The sequence below is a fragment of the Enterobacter sp. BIDMC 29 genome (genome assembly GCF_019378755.1).
Lineage (GTDB): Bacteria > Pseudomonadota > Gammaproteobacteria > Enterobacterales > Enterobacteriaceae > Enterobacter > Enterobacter ludwigii.
On the sequence record NZ_CP080000.1, the window covers coordinates 3,738,779 to 3,762,668 of the forward strand.

Sequence of the window (23,890 nt, forward strand, 5' to 3'; positions counted from 1 at the left end):
ATTGTGTCACCATGCGTTAAGCAAAATGCCCCTCTGCGGAGGGGCGTTTGTTTCAGACATAAATCGTTGCACAACGAATGCTCTGAATTATTTGCCCCATAAATCTTTCTAAAAATCCCTTTTAGCCTTTATTTTTCAGGCAATTACTGTTTTAACTCCGCAAATACCCCGCGTTTAAAAACGTGATCAACCGCACATTTCCCTCAGCCAACACCGAAGCGAATGTCTACGCTTATAAGACGCCCGGAAAAAACTGTTATTTTGAACACACAACCGGAGGTCCTTATCGCCATGTTCAACCAGAAACTACAGGCTGCCGAGAACATCGAGTTCGAGATTGCAGAAGAGCTGCGCTACGAGACCGATCCCTGCGAGTTAAAACTGGATGAAATGATTGAGGCGGAGCCGGAACCCGAAATGATTGAGGGGCTACCCGCCTCTGATGCTCTGACGCCCGCCGATCGCTATCTGGAACTGTTCGAGCACGTGCAGTCGACACGTCTGTTTGCGGACAGCAAAACCTTCCCCGACTGTGCCCCGAAGATGGATCCTCTGGATATTCTGATCCGCTATCGCAAGGTCAGGCGCCACCGGGATTTCGACCTGCGCCGGTTCGTGGAGAACCACTTCTGGCTGCCAGAGACCTATACCACGGAATATGTCTCCGACCCCGGCCTGTCGCTAAAAGAGCACATTGACAGCCTGTGGCCCGTGCTGACGCGCGAGCCGCAGGACCACATCCCCTGGTCTTCTCTGCTGGCGCTGCCGCAGGCCTATATCGTGCCCGGCGGGCGTTTTAGTGAGACCTATTACTGGGATTCCTACTTCTCTATGCTGGGTCTGGCAGAGAGCGGACGTAACGATCTGCTGAAATGTATGGCGGATAACTTCGCGTGGTTGATTGAACGCTACGGCCATATCCCGAACGGTAACCGTACCTATTATCTCAGCCGCTCCCAGCCGCCGGTATTTGCCCTGATGGTAGAGCTGTTTGAAGAGGATGGTGTGCGCGGTGCAAAGCGCTACCTTGAACACCTCAAAATGGAGCATGCCTTCTGGATGGACGGGGCGGAATCGCTGCTGCTTAATCAGGCCTATCGCAGCGCGGTGCGTATGCCGGATGGCTCGCTGTTAAACCGCTACTGGGACGACCGTGACACGCCGCGTGATGAATCATGGATTGAGGATGTGGAAACCGCCCGTCACTCTGGCCGTCCGCCGAATGAGGTTTATCGCGATTTGCGCGCAGGTGCGGCCTCCGGCTGGGATTACTCCTCGCGCTGGCTGCGGGAGCCTGGCCGACTTGCCAGCATCCGCACCACGCAGTTTATTCCTATCGATTTGAACGCGTTCCTGTTCAAACTGGAAAGCGCGATCGCCAATATTTCGGCATCGAAAGGGGATAAAGAGACCGCGGAACTGTTCCGCCAGAAAGCCAGCGATCGCCGCGCCGCGGTGAACCGGTATCTGTGGGATGACGAGAATGGCTGTTACCGTGACTACGACTGGCGCCGCGAGGTCATGGCGCTGTTCTCAGCGGCGAGCATTGTGCCGCTGTACGTTGGCATGGCGACCCACGAGCAGGCTGAACGCTTGTCTGATGCGGTAAAAGCACGTCTGCTGACGCCGGGCGGGATTCTGGCCACCGAGTACGAGACCGGCGAGCAGTGGGATAAACCCAACGGCTGGGCGCCGCTGCAGTGGATGGCGATTCAGGGCTTCAAACAGTACGGCAATGACTCGCTGGGCGATGAGATTGCCTGGAGCTGGCTGCAGACGGTGAATCATTTCTATAAAGCCCACCATAAGCTGATTGAGAAATATCACATCGCCAGCAGTACGCCGCGCGAAGGGGGCGGGGGTGAGTACCCGCTGCAGGATGGCTTCGGCTGGACTAACGGCGTGGTACGGCGGTTGATAGGGTTGTATGGGGAGCCGTGACCTTCTGCGGTCTGATGCCCGTATCCATCCCTCTCCTGCCGGGAGAGGGAGAAGACAGGATTAACGAATCACTTCATAAATGGCGGTCTGGATGGACTGCCATTTTTTTGTGGTGGCATCCGGCTGTGATTGTGCCCGACGCGTCGCCAAATCCAGATCATGCTGCTGGCGCTTCACCACGGCAGGCACGGTGCAAAACGCCTTCAGATACTGTTTACGCATTGACGTCAGGGACTCGCCATTCGACATGGCATGGCTGAGCGTGTTGATAAAGCGCCGGCACGGCTTCTGTTCCACCATGTTCTGTCGGTAGCGCAACATCAGCTCCAGAACGTCGTCATAGTCAGCCGACATCGCCTCTTCCGTCCAGGAGAGCTTCCAGTCCATCCCTCCCTGCAAAAACAGCAGTGCCACCCGGGTATCATTGCGGTTAATCGCCGAGCGGAAATTATTCTCGTCCCAGGTCACGCCCATGCGCGACAGCGTCTCGCGCGAGGAGGGGGTTTCGCGCATCTCCTGAGGCTGGGCCGTTTCTGCAACGTTCCCGGCTGCAGGCTGGGGTTTACTGCTGGTTACCAGCCAGAAGCCGCCCGCCACAATGGCAATCACCATCACGCCAACCGCCCCCCATAACGCGCCGGAAATAAGCTGCTCACGCTGTTCTGGCGTGCGCGGTGCGCGCTGGGTCGGTTTTTCAATCGTGTCACGAACCTCAAAGAGATCCCCGCCGGTCACACGATCCATTTTCTGCGCCTTTTCCCAGAAAGCATGCAGCTCGCTGGCATCCACCGCCATCAGTCCGGCCGGGTTGACGCGGGTTCTCCCCTCTTCAAAAACACGTTGAACCGGTCGGGTGATCTGCGTGTAGTAGTTATCCAGCAGCTGGATTTGCGCCGAACTTAACGCCTTCTGCACGGTAATATTGTTGCGGATTTGCCGAATATCATCGAGGAAGGTTTGCAGGGTTTTCCGCGGTTCCACCATCAGCGTGAGCATTGACGGATCGCTAAACAGCGAGGCGTAGTAGCGGCTGAACTCTTTTTTATCCACCAGCATCTGTGCCAGCTCACTGAACATCATGCCGCTCAGCACATCATTGATGTCACCAAGCTTCAGCCAGCGCCGCACGCGGTCCGCGTTAAACAGGGTTTTAAGATGGTTATTCAGCCGCACCTGATCGGGCCAGGCCTGCTGGATGAGCCCTTTTATCATCAACTCAATCGTACGTACCTGCTTGTGCGCCTGTTGTTGCTGGAGTTCACTGCCAGGCGCCACTTCGGTGCTGTAGGTCAGAAGAGGCTGTTGCAAACGAAGGTGCTCCAGCGTGGTCACAAACCGCATCGCGGCAATCAGCTGGTTTTCACTGACATCCTGACCGCTTTCGTACTGAGGAACACGCTGCTGAAGCAGACGCAATTGCAGCGTGAATTCGGACATCTCCGCGTCATTCAAATTGAGCGTCTTCGCAACCGCATTCCAGCCCCCCAGGCCTAAACGCGCGCTGTCCAGTTGTTCCAGAAACCAGCGTGGATCTTTTCCCTCAGAAACATGTACATTCAGGAGAAGTAAAATTTCAACCGAGGCCTGGCGAATAACCGCCAGACAGTGTTCGAACTGTTCGCGGATAGGGTGTGCTGTGCTGAGAGTCATTGTTTTCCTTAAGCGACAACGAAGACAACCAGAATGGGCCCGTAATGGCCGTTTTTCTTTTTATTTATACGAGGTTAACCATACCTGACTTTCTGTTGAAATAAAGTGACACCACGAAAATCATTTTAAATGTTTCAGGAGAATCTGAATGCCTGTCTTAACGACATCGCGTCTTATCTGTTCGCCGCTGCAAGACCTTGACTGGCCCTTTTTCCTGGCGTTACAGCACGACCCCGAGGTGATGCGTTTTGTCGCGGAAGATCGCCCCGTGGAGGCGATCCGCGAGGCGTTCGACTCTCGTCTGACGCCCTGGACGCCGGGCAGCGCGCACTGGCTTTGCCTCGTTGTGCGTGACGCCACCTCCGGCGTACCGCTCGGCGTCACCGGTTATATTCATCGCGATGACGATTGCGCGGAAGTGGGTTTTCTTTTTGCACCTGCGGCCCAGGGGAAAGGCTACGGCTTCGAATCGCTGCAGGCGCTGTGCGGTTACGCCTTTCATCAGGGCGGCATACGCCGCCTCACCGCCACCGTCACGGCGGGGAATATCGCCTCCAGACGCCTGCTGGAAAAAACGGGCTTTCGTCTGGAGGGCGAGTTACGCGAGAGTTATTACCTTGGCGGACAATGGCATAATGACTGGCTGTTCGGTTTATTGAAGCAGGAATATCTCAGCAATCATTCCTGATCTATAGCCATTTGGCGGATATTTTGCGCGTGTCGTTTCCTCTACAATATTGCCATTAAGAGGAAACGAATATGAAAGGTCATGCGCTGAAGATATCTTCTGCCGCCATTGCGTTAATAAAAAAACACCAGGGGCTTTCTCTGGAGAAATATCGTGATGAAAACGGTTTATGGGTTATTGGCTATGGCCATGTTATTCGCCAGGGCGAATGTTTTCAGCGTCTTATCACGCCGCTACAGGCTGAATATTTACTTCACGATGATATTCAGCTGTGCGAAACGCTGCTGCGGGAAAAATTTAAACGCCCGTTAACCCAACAGCAGCACGACGCGCTGGTGTTAATGATGCTCAGTTTCGGTGAGACGACCTCACTCCCGACCGCAATTCTTCAGGCCGTCGCCCGGGTATAGTACATCGCGGCCTGGGTTCTGTTTTTCACCTCCAGGCGGCGGAAAAGCGCTTCCAGGTGCGCTTTCACCGTGGCGGCGCTGATGTTGAGATTGCGCCCGATCTCTTTGTTGGACTCCCCCGCCGCCAGTAATTTCAGGACTTCGCGCTGGCGTTCGCTTAAAGATAATAACGCCTGCGGCGCCGACGGTTGCCTCACCCACTCACCGGGGAAGCACACCATTCCTCGGGAGACCGAATCCAGCACTGCGGAAAAGCGCTCCGGGTGCGCATTGCGGGGAACAATGGCCATCACGTTTCGCTGCAGCAATTGCTCAACCCATCGGGCCTCTTTTTTAGCCAGAACCATTACCACGCGTATCGTCGGGAAACGCTGCATGATCGCTTCCAGCCAGGCGATCCCCTCATCCTCAATTAAATTCCCGTCAATCATGACGATAGCCGAGGGTGACGCTGAAATTTGCGCCCGTAAATCTTCTGCCTGACAGCTTCCCGTAATATTTATTTCCGGAATTAATTTCTGAAGACTGTGTATCGCTCCGTGAATAAACAGGGACTGCCTGTCAAACATAATTACCCGCATCGTTTTTCTCCCTCTGAGAGTCGCGAAGGGAGATTCTACAGAGGCATTATTTAAGAAAAAACTCAATGAACGGAGACGTTACAAATCCACCAGTGTTATTTATATCTCCCAGTATCTGGACACATTCAATTTGAGGATTTCCTTAAGAGGTTCCTTCCCCTTAAGCAAAGACATCACAGGAACATACCGCCTGACACTTCAATACGTTGCGCATTCATCCAGCCCAGTTTATCGCTGAGCAGCGCCGCAATGGCATCACCGATATCATCCGGCAGCCCTACGCGCCCGAGCGCCGTCTGTGATGCCAGCATCTGATTAAGCTGCGCGTTGTCACGCACGCGTCCGCCGCCAAAGTCGGTTTCTATCGCACCGGGAGCAATGATATTGACGGAGATACCGCGCGCGCCCAGCTCTTTCGCCTGGTAGCGGGTCAGCACTTCCATCGCCCCTTTCATTGCTGCATAGGTGCCGGAACCGGGTTGCGTAAAACGGGCCAGCCCGCTGGAGACGTTCAGGATCCGCCCACCGTCGTTCAGCAAGGGAAGCAAACGCTGCGTCAGGAAAAAAGGCCCTTTGAAATGGATATTCAGCGCCTCATCAAACTGGGCTTCCGTTGTCTCGGCATAGGGCGCGTACAAGCCCGTCCCGGCGTTGTTTAATAAATAATCAAAGGTTTCACGCTGCCATACGGTATTAAGGATTTCCTGAAGCTGACCGGCAAAAAGGTCGAAACTGGCAACATCTCCGACGTTGAGCTGCAATGCCGCCGCGTTAACGCCTTTTTGCTGAATTTCGCGCACAACATCCAGCGCGTCCTGTTGGCTTCGGTTATAGGTCAGGATAATTCCCGTTCCGTCTGCTGCGAGCTTCAACGCCGCGTTTTTACCCAGACCACGGCTACCACCTGTGACTAATGCAATACGTTCAGACATAAGAAACCTCGTTTTGACTGTTGTGGAGATTGAGAAAGAGCTTATTAGGTGATAGAAGATCAATAAAGATGTCGCAGAGCGCTTCACTGTTTCAATTGCAACAACAATGAGCTTCGTCTATGGATAAAATTCACGCAATGCAGCTGTTTGTTCGTGTCGCGGAACTGGAGAGTTTTTCCCGGGCGGCGGAGTCACTGACGCTGCCGAAAGGCAGTGTTTCGCGGCAAATTCAGGCGCTGGAAAACCGACTGGGAACCCAGCTATTGCACCGAACCACGCGTCGCGTAAGCCTGACACAGGACGGCATGGTGTATTACGAGCGGGCAAAAGATCTTCTGACAAACCTGGATGAACTGGACGGTATGTTCCAGCATGACCCCTCCACCATCAGCGGTCGGTTACGCGTGGATATGCCCGTCAGCGTTGCTCGAAATTTAATCATCCCCAAACTGCCTGCTTTTCTGCAGCAATATCCGGGCATCGAGCTGGAACTTAGCAGCAGCGATCGCCTGGTGGATGTTATTCGTGAAGGGTTTGATTGTGTGGTACGCGTCGGCGCGCTCAAAGACTCGGGACTTATCGCCCGCCCGCTGGGCAAGCTGTCGGTGATTAACTGCGCCAGCCCGGATTATGTCACGCGTTTTGGCTATCCGGAAACGCTGGAAGATTTGGGTTCACACGCCGTCATTCACTACGCCGCCACGCTGGGAACACGTCCCCAGGGCTTTGAGTTTTATAACGGCACGTCGACGCAGTGGGTGAAGACGGGCGGGGTTTTGACCGTCAACAGCACAGAAACGTATCAGGCGGCGTGCATCGCCGGATTGGGTATTATCCAGGTGCCGCGCGTTGGCGTGCGTGACGCTCTGCGCACCAGGAAGTTGATTGAAGTTCTCCCGCAGTACCGGGCGGAACCGATGCCGGTATCGCTGATTTATCCCCACCGGCGCAACCTCTCCCGTCGGGTACATCTGTTTATGGAGTGGCTGACTGCACTCACAAAAGCTTACGTGGATTAGTCGCAAGCTATAATTCAATAACATCCAGCCAAACGAAAAGGAAAAGTCGCGTGACGCCGGAAAACAACCCGCAACGACCTACCCAACATTTAGATTACGAACCCATCCAGAAGATGGAAACCGGGCCTGAAGAAGTAAAAATGCCAGGCACCGCCAGCAAAGCGCTGGGGACTGTCACCAGCCTGGCAGAGCGGATACAGCAGTTCCCCATGATTGCGCACCTGATACGCGCAACAGAGCGGTTTAATGACCGCATGGGTAACCAGTTTGGGGCTGCCATCACCTATTTCTCTTTTTTATCGATGATCCCGATCCTGATGGTGTCTTTTGCCGCAGCCGGTTTTGTGCTCGCGTCACACCCAACGCTGCTGCAGGATATCTTCAATAAAATCCTGAATAACGTCAGTGATCCGACCCTCGCCACCACGCTCAAAAACACCATTAATACCGCCGTACAGCAACGTACGACGGTCGGTATCGTCGGTCTGTTGATTGCCCTTTACTCCGGAATTAACTGGATGGGCAACCTCCGCGAGGCCATTCGTGCCCAGTCGCGCGAGGTGTGGGAGCGTAAGCCTCAGGACCAGGAGAAAATCTGGGTTAAGTATCTTCGCGACTTTGTTTCGCTGATTGGCCTGCTCGTCGCGCTGATTGTGACGCTCTCCATCACCTCTGTCGCCGGTTCGGCGCAGCAGATGATTATCTCTGCGCTCTATCTGGATTACATCGAATGGCTGAAGCCCGCGTGGCGCGGCATTGGACTGGCTATTTCCATCTTCGCCAACTATCTGCTGTTCTTCTGGATCTTCTGGCGCTTGCCCCGCCATCGTCCGCGTAAGAAGGCGTTGATCCGCGGCACATTGATTGCGGCGATAGGCTTTGAAGTGATCAAAATTGTGATGACTTACACTCTGCCATCGCTGGTGAAATCCCCTTCTGGCGCGGCGTTTGGCTCGGTGCTGGGGCTGATGGCGTTCTTCTACTTCTTCGCCCGCCTAACCTTGTTCTGCGCGGCGTGGATTGCCACCGCCGAGTACAAAGACGACCCGCGTATGCCGGGTAAAACACACCGATAACGCCTCTCCCGGGCTGAAACTTCAGCCCGCTTCATCATTTCAGCATATAAATCCAGTCCGTAACTTTTATTTAACCAAAAACCAGTTTTATAAGCTGATATTTGAAAACTGTGAAGCATTTCATGGAAGTGTTTTGTCTGGCCTGAACATTATCCGCTTTTTGTTGCTTTTATCACCAGCAGGCGGCTTTGTTACAGATTGAAATGTCGCTTTTGCTGTGCGTAATATGGCCTTTCGTCCGACTAAAAATAAGAAAATATTATGCAAGCAACAGCCACAACACTCGACTCCGGTGCGGAAACCGCGCCGGTTAACTCGCGAAACAAAGTTGTCGTCGCCTCGCTGATTGGCACCGCCATTGAGTTCTTCGACTTTTACATTTATGCCACCGCAGCGGTCATTGTCTTCCCGCATATTTTCTTCCCGCAGGGTGACCCGACGGCAGCCACGCTGCAGTCTCTGGCTACCTTTGCGATCGCGTTTGTTGCGCGTCCGATTGGCTCTGCCCTGTTCGGACACTTTGGCGATCGCATCGGCCGTAAGGTCACGCTGGTAGCCTCGCTGCTGACGATGGGGATCTCCACCGTCGCTATCGGCTTGCTGCCTACCTACGAAACCATTGGTATTCTGGCCCCGATGCTGCTGGCGCTGGCGCGTTTTGGTCAGGGTCTGGGGCTGGGCGGTGAATGGGGGGGGGCGGCGCTGCTGGCCACGGAGAACGCACCGGCACGCAAACGCGCGCTGTACGGTTCATTCCCGCAGCTTGGTGCACCGATTGGCTTCTTCTTTGCGAACGGGACTTTCCTGCTGCTCTCCTGGCTGCTGACGGACGAACAGTTCATGAGCTGGGGCTGGCGTATTCCGTTCGTCTTCTCCGCCGTGCTGGTACTGATTGGCCTGTATGTCCGCGTGTCACTTCACGAAACGCCGGTTTTCGCTAAAGTTGCCGCCGCGAAAAAACAGGTAAAAGTGCCGCTGGGTACGCTGCTGACTAAACACGTCCGCGTGACGGTACTGGGCACGTTTATCATGCTCGCGACCTACACGCTGTTCTATATCATGACGGTCTACTCAATGACGTTCAGCACCGCCGCCGCGCCGGTTGGGCTCGGCCTGCCGCGTAACGAAGTGCTGTGGATGTTGATGATGGCGGTCATTGGGTTTGGCGTCATGGTGCCGATTGCCGGCCTGCTGGCGGATAAGTTCGGTCGTCGCTCAAGCATGATTGTTATCACCACGCTGATCATTCTGTTTGCCCTGTTCGTCTTCCCGCCGCTGCTGGGTTCAGGTAGCCCTGCGCTGGTGATGGCGTACCTGCTCATTGGTCTGAGCCTGATGGGCCTGACCTTCGGCCCGATGGGCGCGCTGCTGCCAGAGCTGTTCCCAACGGAAGTGCGTTATACCGGTGCGTCGTTCTCCTATAACGTTGCCTCTATTCTGGGTGCGTCCGTTGCGCCTTATATCGCCACCTGGCTGCAGGCAAATTATGGCCTGTTCTACGTGGGCGTTTACCTGGCCGCAATGGCAGCGTTGACGCTGATTGCCCTGCTGCTGACCCACGAGACGAAGCACCAGTCTCTGTAATTCACCGCGGCCTGATACCCTCTCCCCCAGGGAGAGGGTAAAGGTCCCGAAAGCCGTACGTTATTTTTTCATCTGCGACAAAATGTTCCGGCACTGATTCGCATCCCCTTCTGACGGCGAAATTAACGCCAACAGCGCCGCCGCTGGCGTAACCAGCGTCGCGAGTGCTGCCGCCACCGCGCCGCGCGCAATCAGCGGACCGGGTTTCACACCCGCCTGCGGATTTTTAAAGGTCCCACGCACGTAGAGCGGCGAACGCAGGGTGATGATACGAATCCCCTTACTTTCCGGATCGATGGTTAAATCAAGCTGCTCGGAGGCCATACTGGCGGTGCCGGTCACGTTGATGACCGCGTTCTCCGTATCGAAGGCAAAAATTTGCGGGCGCGCCACGCCGTTGACCAGATCCAGGTTGGCCGCCGCACAGTTCACCCGCACCTCATCATCACCGAAGATTTGCCCGATGACGTAGTTCCCGACGTTCAGCCCCAGGATCTCCATCAGGTTGCGGCTCACCAGCCCGTCGTTCATCAGAAGCTTCAGGTTACCGTTACTGCTCCCGAGCAGTGCAGCCACAGAATTCCCCACGCCGCGGATATCGGCATCGCCGTTCATTTCACCCAGGGTTTTCTGCATCAATTCCACGTTCGGCATCAGCTCTTTCAGTTTGAGCCGGCGGGCCTTGATATCGGCACGCCCCTGCATCGGCTTTTTATCGCCTTCGAGGTGAATGTTCGATGAGATGGTCCCACCCGCCATACCAAACTTCAGCGGCTGCAGGCGTAAATCGGCATTTTTAAGCAGGATATGGGTCGAAAGATTGCTGATCGGCAGCGTACTGCCATGTTCGATTTTGCCCCCTTTAAAGCGAACATCCGCATCCATTACGTCCCACTTATCGGTTTCAAAGCGATCGTAAGGCAGGACTTTCCCCGCCGGCTGGCGATCTTTCTTCACCTCTTTTGATTTCGTGCCTTTACCGGAATCAATCCCGATCAGCGGCCCCAAATCGGCCAGCCGCAGCTGGCGAGACTCCACATCACCTTCCAGTTTCGGACGCGGTTTTCCGGTGGTGTAGGTCAACGAGCCATGGATATCGCTGTCGCCAATACGGCCATTGAAATCGCGATAATCAAATACCGACGATTTTTCCGTGTCGATTTTTGCCACCAGATGCCCGTCCGTCTCAAACGGTGGCGTATCTGGCAGCAGGACGCCAGTGAGTTCATACAGTTCACCCAGCGAATCACCGGCAAATTTCAGCCGCAGATCAACGCCCCCCATGTTCATAGGGTCGTTGACGGTCCCGGTGAAGGCCACCCGCGTGTTCCCGGAGCGGAAATCCGCCTGCACAGGAAACGGCGTCGAGTCGCTTCGAAGCGCCAGTATGCCGCCAATTTTACCGGTGCCGGTCAGGGGCTGCCCTTTGTAGCGTCCTTCGGCCTTCAGGCCGAAAACGTAATCCCCGGCTTTGGCATTATCGCCCTTCGCTTTTGCGCCGGTCACTTCGCTAAACGGCAGCGGTTTGCCCAACGGATCGACCAGGATCTCAATATCAGCCTTGCTAACTTTGTCGTCGATGGCGATCCGCCCGCGATCGAAGAGAATATTGTCGAGACGGAATGACCATGTTGAGGGCTGCGCATTGGGATCTTTTTCGTCGCTGCTGGCGAGATCAAACGTCCAGTTGTTGTTCTTTTCGGAAAGGCGGATCAGACGCGCATCGGGCTGCTGAAGCTTGATCCACGGCAGGTAAACCGTTTTGGTCAGTAGCGCTAACGGGGCCAACGTGGCTTCTACGCGGGGCAAATGCACCATTGTCACGTCAGGAATATCCGGCGGGTTGCCGAGAATGATGTCGTCGGCGTGGACATGCGGCCAGGGGATCCAGCTTCGCCAGCCGGTCTCCTCTTTCTGGCGTTCCCACACCACCCCGAGATCGCCGCGTATGGCGAAGGGGCGATTGAGTTCGGTGGAGACTTTCTGGTTGATGGTCGGCTTAAGGCGGTTCCAGTCAAACGTCGCGATAATGACGACGGCGACCACGATCAACAACAATAAAATCCCTGCTGTCCAGGCGATTACCCTGGTTGTTTTTGTCATTGTTATCCCCTTTCCTGATGACCTTACCTGTAAAACTATAGTTCAGACAAAGGGAAGCGGGCAGATCAGAGGATCGTTATCACGGAATCGAGGGTATCCATTGGGACCGGACGAGAGAGGAAATAGCCTTGTGCCGCCGCCGCGGGAGAATTTTGCACATCACGCCACTCTTCCAGCGTTTCCACGCCTTCCACTATCACGCCCTGGCAGTAGCGGTTCATCAGCTGTAATAACAGCGTAAACAGATTCCGCCCTTCCGGGGTCTGGCGCAGCATAATGAACAGGTCGCGGGCCACTTTAATGTAGTCGTAACGCACTTCGCTGAGGGCAGAGAAGTTCGCCATCCCGGTGCCAAAGTCATCCAGCCACAGCGGGCCGAATTCGCACATCGAGGCAAATGATGAGTCCTGTGGCAGACGAACATGCTCCACCAGCTCAAAGCGCATCCACGGTAAGGAGCCGATCAGCTCCTGTAATTTCGCGTTCTGGCGCAGCGCCAGCAGGGTGGGTCCATCGACGTTGACCGAGGCGAGGATGGCGTGCTGTTCGAAAAAGGCCTGTTTGGTTGCCAGCATACGGAGCTGTTCTTCCAGCACATCCAGGCGCTGGCGCACGGCAACTTCGGCAAAATAGCGGTCCGGTGCGATACGCTGTGAGGGGTTTGACGGGTGCGTCACGACGGTCAAAATTTCAATAGCCATCAGTCGACCGTCCGTTCGGTAGATCGGCTGATAGGTGTACGCACGCTCACATTGCAGCCAGTAGCGATGCTCCTGCAAGTTCTCAATACTTGCCTCAGGCGTAGTGCTCAGCCGCTGGATAACCTGCTCTGACTTCATTTCAGATGTCCTGTTGTTGGATGGCCTTTCTGGACTCGTCAAAGGGTTATCGGCCCGGCAATTGAGAACTTTATGTTCAATTCACCCGGAAAATGAAATTAAGCGGGCAGAAATTAACAGGAACACGCGCTGGCTCAAACAAAATAATGGAACGTCGTTTTAATATAGTTGACCGCATAATTCACTCAGCGCACACTACCGAAAATTACTCTGTTCAGGTTCACGACTATGACCAAGAAAATTGCCGTGATTGGCGAATGCATGATTGAGTTGTCACAAAAAGGCGCGGAAGTCAGCCGCGGTTTTGGTGGCGATACGTTAAACACCTCCGTTTATATTGCCCGTCAGGTTACCCCAGAGGCCCTTACCGTGAACTACGTCACCGCCCTGGGGACGGACAGTTTCAGCCAGCAAATGCTGGAAGCCTGGCAGAGTGAGCAGGTGGACACCTCGCTGATACAGCGTATGGAAAACCGCCTGCCGGGGCTTTACTACATTGAAACCGACGATACCGGCGAGCGGACCTTCTACTACTGGCGTAACGAAGCCGCGGCCAAATTCTGGCTGGAGAGCGACGATGCGGCTGCCATCTGCGAAGCGTTAGCCACCTTTGATTATCTTTATCTGAGCGGGATTAGCCTGGCTATTTTAAGCTCAGCCAGCCGTGAAAAGCTGCTGTCGTTACTGCGTGAATGCCGCGCCAATGGCGGCAAGGTTATTTTCGATAATAACTACCGTCCGCGCCTGTGGGCCAGCCGTGAAGAGACGCAGCAGGTTTATCAGCAGATACTGCAATGCACCGATATCGCCTTCCTGACGCTCGATGATGAAGATGCGCTGTGGGGTGAGAAACCCGTTGATGAGGTGATTGCGCGTACGCAGGCCGCCGGCGTAAGTGAAGTGGTGATTAAGCGCGGGGCTGATTCATGTCTGGTCGCCATCGCAGGTGAAGCCGTCATCGACGTTCCTGCGGTGACGTTGCCGAAAGAGAAAGTGATTGATACGACGGCGGCGGGTGATTCATTCAGTGCGGGCTATCTGGCGGTGCGTCTGACGGGCGGGACGCCTGAAGCGGCGGCCCAGCGTGGACACCTGACGGCGAGCACCGTGATCCAGTATCGCGGGGCAATTATTCCGCGTGAGGCAATGCCACAGTAAAAACAAAACCCTCTCCGACAGGGAGAGGGTTTTGAATGAGGGGCATTACTGCCCCTGCGGGATATCCGTTGCGTCCTGGTGCAAATCATCTGCCGTAGCAGCCTGCGATGGCTGCGGCGCGGAGGCCATAATGGTATTCCAGGTCGACTGAAGTTCCTTCATGTCATATTCCGGCTCGCCTTTCGGCTGCAGAAGAATCAACGCCATTTCCTGCGACAGCTGCTGACGTAAGTCCTGATTCAACATATCAACGGTCAACCCCTCCAGGAAGTCCTGACGAAGCTTCTGGTACTGCTCCGGCGCGATATCCACCACCTGATTCTGCAGTGAGCGAATACGCTGGCTGATCAGAATGTCGGTATCGGCGCGGGCATACGTTGCAAACAGCTTCTGCAGCTCAAGTTTTTTCTGCGCGACCAGCGCATTGAACTCTTCTTCCGACAGGCCCTCTTTGCGCACTTTTGCCAGCTCTTTTGCCACCACGCCCAGATTCGCATTCAGCTTATCGCCCGGCGATTCAACGTTAATGGCACACTGTGCACGCTGGAACAGCACGCGGCAGTCAAAGCCGAGACCGATATTCTTCACGTTATTCTTGCTGAGCGTCTGCTGAACGTGCCAGAACAGCGCTTCACGTGCCAGATCGGCACGCCAGTAGCGCAGCAGCGCCGCTGACTCACGGATTGGCTGCCAGGCGTTATCCCACATGACGGAGAGGCGATCCTGACGAACGGTATCCGTCATAATGCTGACAGGCTCTGCGCGCAGCGGGGAGAGCGTTGGGACAGGGGCCGGTGTTTCGCGTTTGCCTTTCAGTTCGCCAAACGCTTTGTTGATCTGCTCCACCACCGCACGGCTGTCCACATTCCCCACCACGATAAGCGTCATCGCGTCCGGGGTGTACCATTTCTGGTAGAACGATTTTACCTGCTCAGCGTCCACCGGCTGTTTCAGCGGCTCGGCCGGGTCATGCCCCAGCAGCGTTGAACCCTTCAGGCGGTAACGCCACCAGCCCTCTTTGGTGTCCACAGGCCAGGTGGCAACCATGTCACTGTTGCTCAGCGCATAGTTAACGGTTTCCGGCGTAATCGCCAGATTGCCCGATGCATCGGCGAGATACGTAAGGGCTTCTTTGAGCAGGTCGTTACGGTTATTTGGCAGGCTCAGGTTGAACATGGTGTAGTCATACGAGACCACAGCCGGAGGAAGCGGGCGTTTCGGATCAATGGCCTGTTGCCAGAGCGAACGCACCTGAACTGCTTGCAAACTGCCGCTCTGCGTGAGCGCCAGTCGGGGAATAAAATGGCTAAAACCGGTTTGCTGAGTGCTTTCCGTGAGGGAGCCGGTATTGACAGACAGACGGATTTCAACACGGTCACTTGGACGTTGTGGGGTGGCTAAAACCTGCCACTGAAAACCGTTCGCTAGTGTCCCTTGTTGCCAGGCCGGGTCTGGCTGGAGCGCATCTGCCTGCACATAACTGGCTGCTGCCATCATCAGCAAACCGCCGGTTAAGAGTCGAATTTTTGTGCCCTGCATGTGAACCCCTGATCAACATTCCTGGTTAAAGAGAGTGTCTCGCGACGCGTTTCACTCTTAAAGATGACGATGAAAACACGTCGATTAGACCGCGTGTTCTACAAAACGTCACGGTCAGAAGTGAAATATACCCAAAAAAAATCTTGTCGAATTATGACAGGTACGAACAGTTATTATGCGCAGGAGCCCGCATCCCGACAAGGGAATGCGGGCATTTGTGACAATATTAAGAGGATAAACCAGGAGTTTTGCTGTCTGACTGGCGATTATTTAACGTATCGTCGAGCTTTTTGTGATCCAGCTCTTTCACCCATTTTGCCACGACTACCGTTGCCACACCGTTACCTACGAGGTTGGTTAAGGCACGGGCTTCAGACATAAAGCGGTCAATACCGAGAATCAGCGCCAGCCCCGCCACCGGCAGGTGTCCGACCGCGGAAATGGTGGCCGCCAGCACGATAAAGCCACTGCCAGTAACACCTGCGGCCCCTTTAGACGAGAGCAGGAGCACCACCAGCAGGGTAACCTGATGGAAAATGTCCATATGGCTATTGGTCGCCTGAGCGATAAACACGGCCGCCATTGTCAGGTATATCGAGGTGCCATCAAGGTTGAAGGAGTAGCCCGTCGGGATGACCAGCCCCACCACCGATTTACGGCAGCCCAGCTTTTCCATCTTATCGAGCATGCGCGGCAGGGCCGATTCGGATGAAGAGGTCCCCAGAACAATCAGCAGCTCTTCGCGGATATAACGGATAAATTTGAAAATGCTGAACCCTGCCGCGCGGGCGATTGAGCCCAGCACCACCACCACGAACAGAATACAGGTGATATAGAAGCAGATGATGAGCTGGCCCAGCTGCACCAGGGTACCCACGCCGTACTTACCGATGGTGAATGCCATCGCACCGAAGGCCCCAATAGGCGCCAGGCGCATGATCATATTGATGATGCCGAAGATGACCTGCGAGAAGCTTTCGATGACGTTAAAGATCAGCTGGCCTTTGTTGCCCAGACGGTGCAGGGCAAAGCCAAACATGACGGCAAACAGCAGCACCTGCAGAATGTTACCGCTGGCGAATGCACCGATGACGCTGCCTGGGATAACGTCCAGCAGGAAGGCTACTACCCCCTGGTCTTTCGCCTGATCGGCGTACACCGCGACCGCTTTGGCATCCAGCGTCGACGGGTCAACGTTCATCCCCGCGCCGGGCTGCACCACGTTCACGATGATAAGACCAATAATCAGCGCAAGGGTACTGACCACTTCGAAATAGAGAAGCGCCACTGCACCGGTACGGCCTACCGCCTTCATGCTTTCCATGCCAGCGATGCCCGTCACGACGGTACAGAAGATCACCGGGGCGATGACCATTTTGATGAGCTTAACGAATGCGTCGCCAAGCGGTTTCATTTGTGCGCCAAGTTCAGGGTAATAGTGACCAAGCAAAATACCGATCGCGATGGCTGTCAGGACCTGAAAATAGAGACTTTTGAAGAGTGAGGTTTTCATAGGGTGTCCTTGGGAAGAAAAACCACAGGCTTTGTAAGGTTATGGTTAACCTGCGGCTCTAAAATAACACCCGTATAACAGGACAGAAATAAACCCAGTTCAAATTTGAAACACAAATGTTAAGAACTTTGAGCTGGCTCGCACAAGCCAGCAACAAAATTACACGTTTGCGCTATTGTCCCCACCGGAAAGGTAGCGTTGTTCAAAGACATCCGACGGAACAGCCGGTGCAAACAGGAAGCCCTGTCCGCCCTCCACGCCCGCTTCAGCCAGCCAGGTGCGCTGCGCGTCTGTCTCAATCCCTTCGGCAATAAGCTGCAGTTTCAGGCTGCGGGCCAGCTGGATAATGGCCTGGACCATGCTGCTGTCTTCCGGCAACCCTTCAACAAAGGCTTTGTCGATTTTCAGCACATCCACCGGCAGGGTTTTCATATGCTGGAGCTGACGCAGCCCGGCATAACCCATACCGAAATCGTCCAGCGCGATGCGTATACCGGCATTACGCAGCGGTTTCAGAATCGCGACCGCCTCATTAGGATCGTCAATACGCCGGCTTTCCGTGACTTCCAGCGTCAGCGTATCAGGCTTGATCCGGTAACGATGGATCAGCTCCAGCATCTCAGACACCATGGTCGGATGCATCAGCTGCAGGGCGGACAAGTTGACCGACAGCGGGAGCGTCACGCCTCGTTCCTGCCAGGCAGCAAGCTGTCGGCACGACTCCTCCAGCACCCAGTAACCGACGGTGACCATCAGGCCACAGGATTCGATGCGCTCAATGAGCCCTTCCGGCAATTCCCATGAACCATCCGGCTGCTGCACGCGCAGCAGCGCTTCCGCGCTGATCACCTCGCCCGTCAGCAAATTCACCTGCGGCTGGAGCCAGAGGGCAAACTGACGGTTATCCAGCGCGGTCAAAATGTCGCTCTCTTCCGTCAGGCGCTGCTGCGCCCTTTCCATCTGTTCCGGGTCGAAGAACTGGATCTGATTTTTCCCTTTGCGCCGGGCGGTAAACGCCGCCGAGAAAGCACGACGGTAAAGCTGTTCCGCCGTTAAGTCACCGTAGTACATCGCAATACCGATACTGGCGCTTGGACGAAGCTGGATGCCCTGAATGGGCAGCCGCTCATTAATGACAGTGAGTACTTGCTGACCTAACGTGATCGCATGCCACGGCTCTTTCACGCCGTTGGCAATTACCACCAGGTCATACCCGCTGACCTGGGTCAGCACCATGCGCGGGGCCAGCACGGACTTCACTTTCTCCACCAGCGTCAAGAGCAGCATTTCACGCTGGTTCTCTTTGAGCACGCCGGCGGTGTCCTGCAGGGTTTCACAGGCGATCACCATCAGCGCGGTGGTTTGCTGGCGGGCGACAGTCTGTTCCAGCATCGCCATCAGGAAGGCTTTATTGGGCAGCTCCGACACCGGGAAGCGCGTGGCGCTGCTGTTCAGCTCATCCTGCTGGCGCTGCATCCGCTGCTGGTTGAGGTTATAGCTGCGTACCAGCATACCAATCTCGTCATCATGATGAAGACGCGGCAGCGGAAGCTGATGCCCCACCTGGTCCTGCGGTGAAAGCGTGTTCAACTCCCGGGCAATCCGGCGTAGCGGATGCACAATCAGACGGTTAATACACCAGGTCAGCGCCACGCTCAGAATAAGCGTCATAAGTAAGCAAGTGGTCACTAACGTGACAACCCAGCTCATGACGAACTTGTACATGCGGTACGAGTCTGCCTGCAGAACAAGGTAGGCCAACGGCTGTGGATTCGCGGGACGCTCAAGCGAATAGACCGGCAGCGAAATCTGCACCGGCAGTTCAAACAGCCGCATCACCATCATGGGGACCGGGCGCTCGGGGATAAAACTCATCCGCAGCGCCTGAAACTGATTGGGTAACACCACGTCTGCGCGGCTCACGACACCGGCAGGCTGAATGCGTTTTAAAATGGTTTCCGCTTCGGGAATATCCCCTTTCAAAATAGAGGCAGAGAGCGGGCCACGCACCGAGCGGGCAATACTTTCTAATTGCGAAGCCGTGTTATAGCGATTCTGCTGTACGGAATGAAACAGCAAAATTACGCAAAAAAGGAGTACAAACAGCATTGTGACGGCAGAAACCATCGCCATCTGTTTGATAGTTAAGGAACGGCTGACACGCAAAATGACTCTCCACAAAACTCGAAGCGCAGGGCGCACCAGGGTGTAAACCTGGTGCGCCTGAGTATACCCGATTGCTGTACTTTTAAGAGAGACTTACAAATGGATTAAGTTAAATCCGATTACCAGTCCGCGTAAGGGATCAGCGGCTGCGGCGGTAAGTCCATATCGCCCTGCCAGCCTGCAGCAGAGTAGCGAACATAAAGCAGTGCGTGGCTTGGGGTATAATCTTTTGCTTCCTGAATATCCACACCGAGGCCCACAAACCAGTTGGACGTGACCCGGCGCTCGATAATGGCCCGTGCGGTATAACCCGTGCCTGAGGAGCTGCTGCCGGTTTCCATTTCGCCTCTGTCGGTGTAGCGACCGGGCTCATCGGTCGGAATCAGTCCCTGAATGGGATAGCGCATCACGTCGTTAGTTTTAGAATGAGACCATGACACCGATCCGCCCAGCTCCCAGGACCAGTTCTCGGTACGTTTACGCCAGGTGACAGGCAACGCGAAGGAGACATACTCCTGCGGGCTGTAATAACCGCCCTGACCCAGGGTATAACCGCTCAGATCTTTATCGTAGTGCCAGAGCATGTTGCTCACGCCAACGGTCAGACGCTCATTGTTTTTATTGATGAGCTTGTAGTAGTAACCGGTCATCCAGCGGACGCGCCAGTTATCTTCCACATTTTTACCCGTCAGCGTTTCCGCATTCAGGCTCGACCAGACGCCGTGCGCCTCACCTTTGTCATAACTGATGCTCGCGCCACCGCCGGTTGCGCGCACGCCGCCCCAGGTGGTGCCGGTGTTGGTATCTTTTTGCCCGGCAAAGGCGAGCAGAGAGCTGGAGATCGGGCGACGATGGGCGTTAACGGTATAACCGATTGGCCCCAGGTCGCTGCTGTAGCTTACACCACCGACCACGTCGACAACGTCAAAGCCCATCGGCGTGGTACCAATATCCCACGCCCAGGTTTTGTTCTGCCAGCCCACGGCAATACTCGCGCCATTTGCTGACTGATGCGTGTTGCCACTACACGGCGTTTCGGCACAAGTGCCCCATTTCGGATCGTAGGTACCGTTATCGGTGGAAAAGGACCCGGCATCCATATTGACCAAATCGCTACGCAGGAACATACGGCCATCCGCCAGTGGTGCATCCGCCTGTAACATGGTGGTATGCGCTTTAAGATCGGAATAGCCGCCGGTGCCGCTGGAGCCCCAGTAATCATGCTGCAGCGTGACGTTAACATCCTGCTGACGGTACAAATCACCGGCGTCGCTACGCACGCCGCGTTTCAGCCAGTCGTCTTTTTCGTCGTTACGCGTCAGGCGGGTAAAGCTGTCATTGTCAGCCGGACGTGTCATCGTGACGCCTGACGACACCATCGCATCTTTATACGTTTCCAGTGCCTGCTGAGGCTGACCATTTTGCGTCTGGAAACGTGCGGCATCACGTAATACCAGCGCGTTTTCCATAGATGCAGGCTGTGATTTCGCCTGAGGAATAATCTTGCTGAACGTCTGCTCTGCGGCGGCGGAATCCCCAAGGCCTGCCTGCGCCATCGCGATCCGGCGCTGCATATTGAGCGACAGCGGCTCTCCGTTTTGCGCAGCAGGCAGTTTTGCCAGCGCGGCACGGGCTGCCTCTTTGTTGCCCTGGGCGCTATACACTTCGGTCAGACCGAGGATCGCATCTTCGTTCTGCGGTTCACGCTCCAGCACGGTGTTGTAAGCCGTTTTCGCGGCCTCCAGATCGCCGCGCTGCTGCGCCCAGTCCGCAAGGGTTAAGTCGATACGGGTAGAGGACGGCTGCTGGCGAAGGAGGTTTTCCGCCTCCTGCTCTTTGCCGCTGTCGCGCAGTCGGTTTGCCGTTTCCAGCGTCTGGTTACTCTGCAGGCGGTCGGCAAGCTCCTTAATATTGGCGTTCCACTGGCTGCGCGGAAGCGTCTCCAGATGCGTGAGCGCGGCCCGGTCCTGATCGTTTCCGGAGAGATACAGCCCACTGGCATACACCTGTTCCGGATCGGACGGTTTCTGGCTGGCAAGCTGGCGCATCAGGTTATCCGCCTGGCTGCGCTGGCCCGCGCTATAGAGATCGCGCGACAGACGGTAGGTTATCCAGACGTCGCCCGGAGAGAGTGCCAGACGACGACGCTGAATTTCCGCCGCCTGAGCGTATTGGCCCTGGTTTTCCAGCTGTTCCGCCTGGGCTGACAGCTGCTCGTTGGTCAGGCTACGTTCAATGTCATCAATGCTTCGGCGCTGGCTGGCAGAGAGCGACTGGATAAACTGCGAGGCCTTTTCCGGGGACTGCGCACGATAAACATTGGCAAGGCCACGAACGGCATTGCTGTTACCGCTGTCCATACGCAGCGCCTGACGGTAATAACGTTCCGCCGCAGCCGTGTCTTTACGCGCCGCTGCGGCATCTCCCAGCCCCAGCACCGCATAACTGTCGGTATTGTCGAGGGTACGCGCCTGCTGGTAATAACGTTCCGCCTGCGCCGTATTGTTCGCTTTCAGGGCGGTATCACCCTGCTGGATCAGCAGCCAGTAGCGGTTAACTTTCAGCAAACTGTCCCATTTACCGCGGTTATCGCTCTGCGGATCGAGGGCGATCGCTTTTTCAAACTGCGCCACCGCACGGGCGCGATCGCCTTTCTGAGAGTACGCCTGTCCAAGCGCGCCCACGGCTTCGCTGTCGGCATGATTTGCGCTGACCGCTTTTTGCAGATCCGCCACCGCCTTATCGCCCTGCCCGGCATCCACCGCCGCCAGCCCTTGTGCTTTCGCACGGAACGTTGGGTCGGCGAGCTGTTTTTGCTGCGTATCAAGTTGAGTACGCGCCGCCGCTACGCTGTCGCCGTCGCTGAAGACGCTCAGGTATTTTTGCAGCGCGCTGACGCTGGCGTTGCTGACAGGCTGATCTTTGATCTGCTCATACCACATATCAGATGCCTGGCTGCGGCCATTGCTGGATTTGGCCATCTCCTGCAACACCGCAAAGCCTTCATCGCGACGACCGGTCTGGAACAGCAGCTGGGCCAGCGTGCCCTGCAGCTGCGTATTGCCCGGACTGCTGGCGTTAATTTTCTTCAGCTGGTTAATGGCGACACCACGGCGGGCAGGATCTTTCGCCACAACATTCCAGTATTCCGTCGCCACGTCACCGCCCGGCGGATTACCGTCAAAAAGCTTGTCATAGGCCGCAATGGCCTCCTGAGTATGACCCGTTGTAGCCAGTAACCGGGCCTGCTGTAACTGCTGACGGCCTTCAGGCGTAGAAAGCAGCATCGTATTGCGCGAGGACTGATACGCACTGGAGCCCGGCGCGATCCCTTTCAGACGATCCAGCTCTTTTTGCGCACCGGCGTTATCACCCTGACGAAGCAGGTAACGAAAGCGCGCCGCAATGACGTCGGGGTTGTTCGGGTCAATCAGCTCAAGGCGGTAGAGCGACTGACGAACCAAATCCTCACGCTGCGTCGATTCACCCAGCCGCACCTGTTGCAGCAGCTGTTGCTGCTGCGGGGAGTTAGCGGCCTGAGCCAGCGGCATCAGTGCCAGGCTAAGCGATAAACTGAGAAGATTTACTGTGAAGTTGCGCATTCCTGGCCCCAGTCCGGTATTAATTCACCTTGAGCGGTGAAGCGAAAACGATGCTGATCCCATCCTTGCCCGAAGAGAGTCAGTACGTAGCTGTAATAGGCATTATTATCGGGAAAATTATCTGCAACGCGCTGGCGCTGTACCGCCTGCGCATCACGCTGCTGTAAAAAAGGCAGCATCGCAGCGGAAAAGCCGACCGGCCCCTTGCCCGCAGGCTTCCCGCTCGCCACATCCACTTTTTCCGGCGGTACACCGTGTTTCGTGGTCATTGTCGCCATCGGCCGGAAGCGCGTAAGCAACCGGGCTTTCTGGGCGTCTTTGTCACTCATCATTCCGACCCAGAGGTAGACGCGGATGGCGTCGTAGCCGCCCACCAGCGATTTATCCTGCTGCAAATGCCAGCCTCTGTTTTTCTGATACTGCACCCAGTCCGGCGAAAACCCCTTTGGCGCCGTTTCCAGCAACAAGCGCAGATTGGTTTCACGAAGGGTCGTCCACGGGGCACCAAAGCGCGTGAAATAGCTCGCTATCTGCGGGGGAAGATAGCTGGGGTTAAAGCGCCAGGCTTTCTCCTCGGCAAAACCGACCTTCCCGGGCAGCAGCATGGAGCCGAGTCCCGGTACTTTCACCACTTCCTCATGGGCAATGCGTTTAAGGAGCGCCTTACCCGTGCGGGTATAGTCCGGATGTTTCCACAGCCGGCCCGCCTCAAGCAGTGACCAGGCAATCCAGACATCGGCATCCGAGGCGGAGTTGGTATCGATTATCGCCCAGTTGTCGTGGTCTTTCTGACCCCATAGCCAGGCGGGCAAATTATCGTTCAGATTGCCCCCGGCCAGGTTGTCGCGCGTCCACGTCAACAATTGATCAAAGGCTTTGCGATCGTTCGCGGCCAGGGCAAAGAACAACGCATAGCTTTGCCCTTCCGACGTGGTGATTTTGCGCGTGTCGCTGGGATCAATGACACGCCCGCTCTCACTGATGTAATCCTTTTTAAACTGCTCCCAGGCAGGCCAGGTGCAGGCGGCGCGAAGAGGGATCGCCGCCAGCATCAACGCTGCTAACACACACCAGCGAAACGCTTTCATC

General features: G+C 55.6%; 17 protein-coding genes. 7 read left to right on the plus strand and 10 right to left on the minus strand.

From position 1 onward, the window contains the following. Positions 1 to 291 precede the first annotated feature (291 nt). Complete coding sequence (locus JTA15_RS16530; RefSeq protein ID WP_020884498.1) at positions 292 to 1,941, plus strand: alpha,alpha-trehalase; 1,650 nt, start codon at positions 292 to 294, stop codon at positions 1,939 to 1,941. Positions 1,942 to 2,001: 60 nt separating this feature from the next. Here JTA15_RS16530 and JTA15_RS16535 read toward each other — a convergent pair whose 3' ends face one another. Next, positions 2,002 to 3,591, minus strand: coding sequence for an STY4199 family HEPN domain-containing protein (locus tag JTA15_RS16535; protein WP_219372508.1), 1,590 nt, complete (start codon positions 3,589 to 3,591; stop codon positions 2,002 to 2,004). A 148-nt stretch (positions 3,592 to 3,739) separates the two neighbouring features. Here JTA15_RS16535 and JTA15_RS16540 point away from each other — a divergent pair, with 148 nt between their 5' ends. Further along, the gene (locus tag JTA15_RS16540) at positions 3,740 to 4,279 is read left to right on the plus strand and encodes a GNAT family N-acetyltransferase (protein ID WP_219372509.1); all 540 of its coding nucleotides are present in this window, start codon (positions 3,740 to 3,742) and stop codon (positions 4,277 to 4,279) included. 71 nt (positions 4,280 to 4,350) lie between these two features. After that, entirely contained in the window at positions 4,351 to 4,689 is a 339-nt protein-coding gene (locus tag JTA15_RS16545; protein WP_014172077.1) for a lysozyme, read from the plus strand. Here the strand turns inward: JTA15_RS16545 and JTA15_RS16550 are convergent. Together JTA15_RS16550 and JTA15_RS16555 are read right to left on the minus strand one after the other, a co-directional pair. Continuing rightward, positions 4,668 to 5,270, minus strand: a complete 603-nt coding sequence (locus tag JTA15_RS16550; protein ID WP_041162899.1) for a response regulator transcription factor — start codon at positions 5,268 to 5,270, stop codon at positions 4,668 to 4,670. The two genes, JTA15_RS16545 and JTA15_RS16550, sit on opposite strands and share 22 nt — an antisense overlap. A 173-nt stretch (positions 5,271 to 5,443) precedes the next feature. Next, the gene (locus JTA15_RS16555) at positions 5,444 to 6,202 is read right to left on the minus strand and encodes an SDR family NAD(P)-dependent oxidoreductase (RefSeq protein ID WP_032679191.1); all 759 of its coding nucleotides are present in this window, start codon (positions 6,200 to 6,202) and stop codon (positions 5,444 to 5,446) included. Positions 6,203 to 6,321: 119 nt separating this feature from the next. Here JTA15_RS16555 and JTA15_RS16560 point away from each other — a divergent pair, with 119 nt between their 5' ends. The 3 genes from JTA15_RS16560 to JTA15_RS16570 all read left to right on the plus strand — a co-directional run bounded on the left by JTA15_RS16560 (position 6,322) and on the right by JTA15_RS16570 (position 9,881). Beyond that, complete coding sequence (locus JTA15_RS16560; protein WP_219372510.1) at positions 6,322 to 7,221, plus strand: LysR family transcriptional regulator; 900 nt, start codon at positions 6,322 to 6,324, stop codon at positions 7,219 to 7,221. Positions 7,222 to 7,271: 50 nt separating this feature from the next. Continuing rightward, positions 7,272 to 8,297: an inner membrane protein YhjD gene (gene yhjD / locus JTA15_RS16565; protein WP_020884492.1), complete on the plus strand. Its 1,026-nt coding sequence runs from the start codon at positions 7,272 to 7,274 to the stop codon at positions 8,295 to 8,297. Positions 8,298 to 8,558: 261 nt separating this feature from the next. Then, entirely contained in the window at positions 8,559 to 9,881 is a 1,323-nt protein-coding gene (locus tag JTA15_RS16570) for an MFS transporter (RefSeq protein ID WP_014172082.1), read from the plus strand. A 60-nt stretch (positions 9,882 to 9,941) separates the two neighbouring features. On the opposite strand, the gene JTA15_RS16575 is transcribed toward JTA15_RS16570, so the two are convergent. Together JTA15_RS16575 and pdeH are read right to left on the minus strand one after the other, a co-directional pair. Continuing rightward, the gene (locus JTA15_RS16575) at positions 9,942 to 11,984 is read right to left on the minus strand and encodes an AsmA family protein (protein WP_219372511.1); all 2,043 of its coding nucleotides are present in this window, start codon (positions 11,982 to 11,984) and stop codon (positions 9,942 to 9,944) included. Between the two features lie 65 nt (positions 11,985 to 12,049). Further along, complete coding sequence (pdeH, locus tag JTA15_RS16580) at positions 12,050 to 12,823, minus strand: cyclic-guanylate-specific phosphodiesterase (protein ID WP_219372512.1); 774 nt, start codon at positions 12,821 to 12,823, stop codon at positions 12,050 to 12,052. Positions 12,824 to 13,051: 228 nt separating this feature from the next. On the opposite strand from pdeH, the gene JTA15_RS16585 reads away from it, so the two are divergent. Next, positions 13,052 to 13,981 (plus strand): sugar kinase, encoded by a 930-nt coding sequence (locus JTA15_RS16585; RefSeq protein WP_219372513.1) that lies wholly within the window; start codon positions 13,052 to 13,054, stop codon positions 13,979 to 13,981. A gap of 45 nt (positions 13,982 to 14,026) precedes the next feature. On the opposite strand, the gene JTA15_RS16590 is transcribed toward JTA15_RS16585, so the two are convergent. From JTA15_RS16590 to bcsZ, 5 genes are all read right to left on the minus strand, one after another. Then, complete coding sequence (locus tag JTA15_RS16590) at positions 14,027 to 15,520, minus strand: pitrilysin family protein (protein WP_014172086.1); 1,494 nt, start codon at positions 15,518 to 15,520, stop codon at positions 14,027 to 14,029. Positions 15,521 to 15,746: 226 nt separating this feature from the next. Continuing rightward, a complete protein-coding gene (locus JTA15_RS16595; protein WP_014172087.1) occupies positions 15,747 to 17,033 on the minus strand; it encodes a dicarboxylate/amino acid:cation symporter in 1,287 nt (428 codons plus the stop codon). Between the two features lie 159 nt (positions 17,034 to 17,192). Next, a complete protein-coding gene (hmsP, locus tag JTA15_RS16600; protein WP_025202803.1) occupies positions 17,193 to 19,199 on the minus strand; it encodes a biofilm formation regulator HmsP in 2,007 nt (668 codons plus the stop codon). A gap of 119 nt (positions 19,200 to 19,318) precedes the next feature. Continuing rightward, on the minus strand, positions 19,319 to 22,801 hold the full coding sequence (gene bcsC, locus JTA15_RS16605; protein WP_219372514.1) for a cellulose synthase complex outer membrane protein BcsC: 3,483 nt from the start codon (positions 22,799 to 22,801) through the stop codon (positions 19,319 to 19,321). Further along, positions 22,783 to 23,889, minus strand: a complete 1,107-nt coding sequence (gene bcsZ, locus JTA15_RS16610) for a cellulose synthase complex periplasmic endoglucanase BcsZ (protein ID WP_020884485.1) — start codon at positions 23,887 to 23,889, stop codon at positions 22,783 to 22,785. Before bcsZ ends, bcsC begins: the two co-directional genes overlap by 19 nt. Position 23,890: the final 1 nt, after the last annotated feature.

Excerpts from the sequence above, each read along its gene's own strand:
- pdeH (WP_219372512.1), bottom strand. The coding sequence starts at position 12,823 with ATGAAGTCAGAGCAGGTTATCCAGCGGCTGAGCACTACGCCTGAGGCA.
- JTA15_RS16585 (WP_219372513.1), top strand. The coding sequence starts at position 13,052 with ATGACCAAGAAAATTGCCGTGATTGGCGAATGCATGATTGAGTTGTCA.
- bcsZ (WP_020884485.1), bottom strand. The coding sequence starts at position 23,889 with ATGAAAGCGTTTCGCTGGTGTGTGTTAGCAGCGTTGATGCTGGCGGCG.
- JTA15_RS16595 (WP_014172087.1), bottom strand. The coding sequence starts at position 17,033 with ATGAAAACCTCACTCTTCAAAAGTCTCTATTTTCAGGTCCTGACAGCC.
- bcsC (WP_219372514.1), bottom strand. The coding sequence starts at position 22,801 with ATGCGCAACTTCACAGTAAATCTTCTCAGTTTATCGCTTAGCCTGGCA.
- JTA15_RS16560 (WP_219372510.1), top strand. The coding sequence starts at position 6,322 with ATGGATAAAATTCACGCAATGCAGCTGTTTGTTCGTGTCGCGGAACTG.
- JTA15_RS16590 (WP_014172086.1), bottom strand. The coding sequence starts at position 15,520 with ATGCAGGGCACAAAAATTCGACTCTTAACCGGCGGTTTGCTGATGATG.
- JTA15_RS16570 (WP_014172082.1), top strand. The coding sequence starts at position 8,559 with ATGCAAGCAACAGCCACAACACTCGACTCCGGTGCGGAAACCGCGCCG.
- JTA15_RS16550 (WP_041162899.1), bottom strand. The coding sequence starts at position 5,270 with ATGCGGGTAATTATGTTTGACAGGCAGTCCCTGTTTATTCACGGAGCG.
- JTA15_RS16575 (WP_219372511.1), bottom strand. The coding sequence starts at position 11,984 with ATGACAAAAACAACCAGGGTAATCGCCTGGACAGCAGGGATTTTATTG.
- JTA15_RS16530 (WP_020884498.1), top strand. The coding sequence starts at position 292 with ATGTTCAACCAGAAACTACAGGCTGCCGAGAACATCGAGTTCGAGATT.
- JTA15_RS16535 (WP_219372508.1), bottom strand. The coding sequence starts at position 3,591 with ATGACTCTCAGCACAGCACACCCTATCCGCGAACAGTTCGAACACTGT.
- JTA15_RS16545 (WP_014172077.1), top strand. The coding sequence starts at position 4,351 with ATGAAAGGTCATGCGCTGAAGATATCTTCTGCCGCCATTGCGTTAATA.
- JTA15_RS16555 (WP_032679191.1), bottom strand. The coding sequence starts at position 6,202 with ATGTCTGAACGTATTGCATTAGTCACAGGTGGTAGCCGTGGTCTGGGT.
- JTA15_RS16540 (WP_219372509.1), top strand. The coding sequence starts at position 3,740 with ATGCCTGTCTTAACGACATCGCGTCTTATCTGTTCGCCGCTGCAAGAC.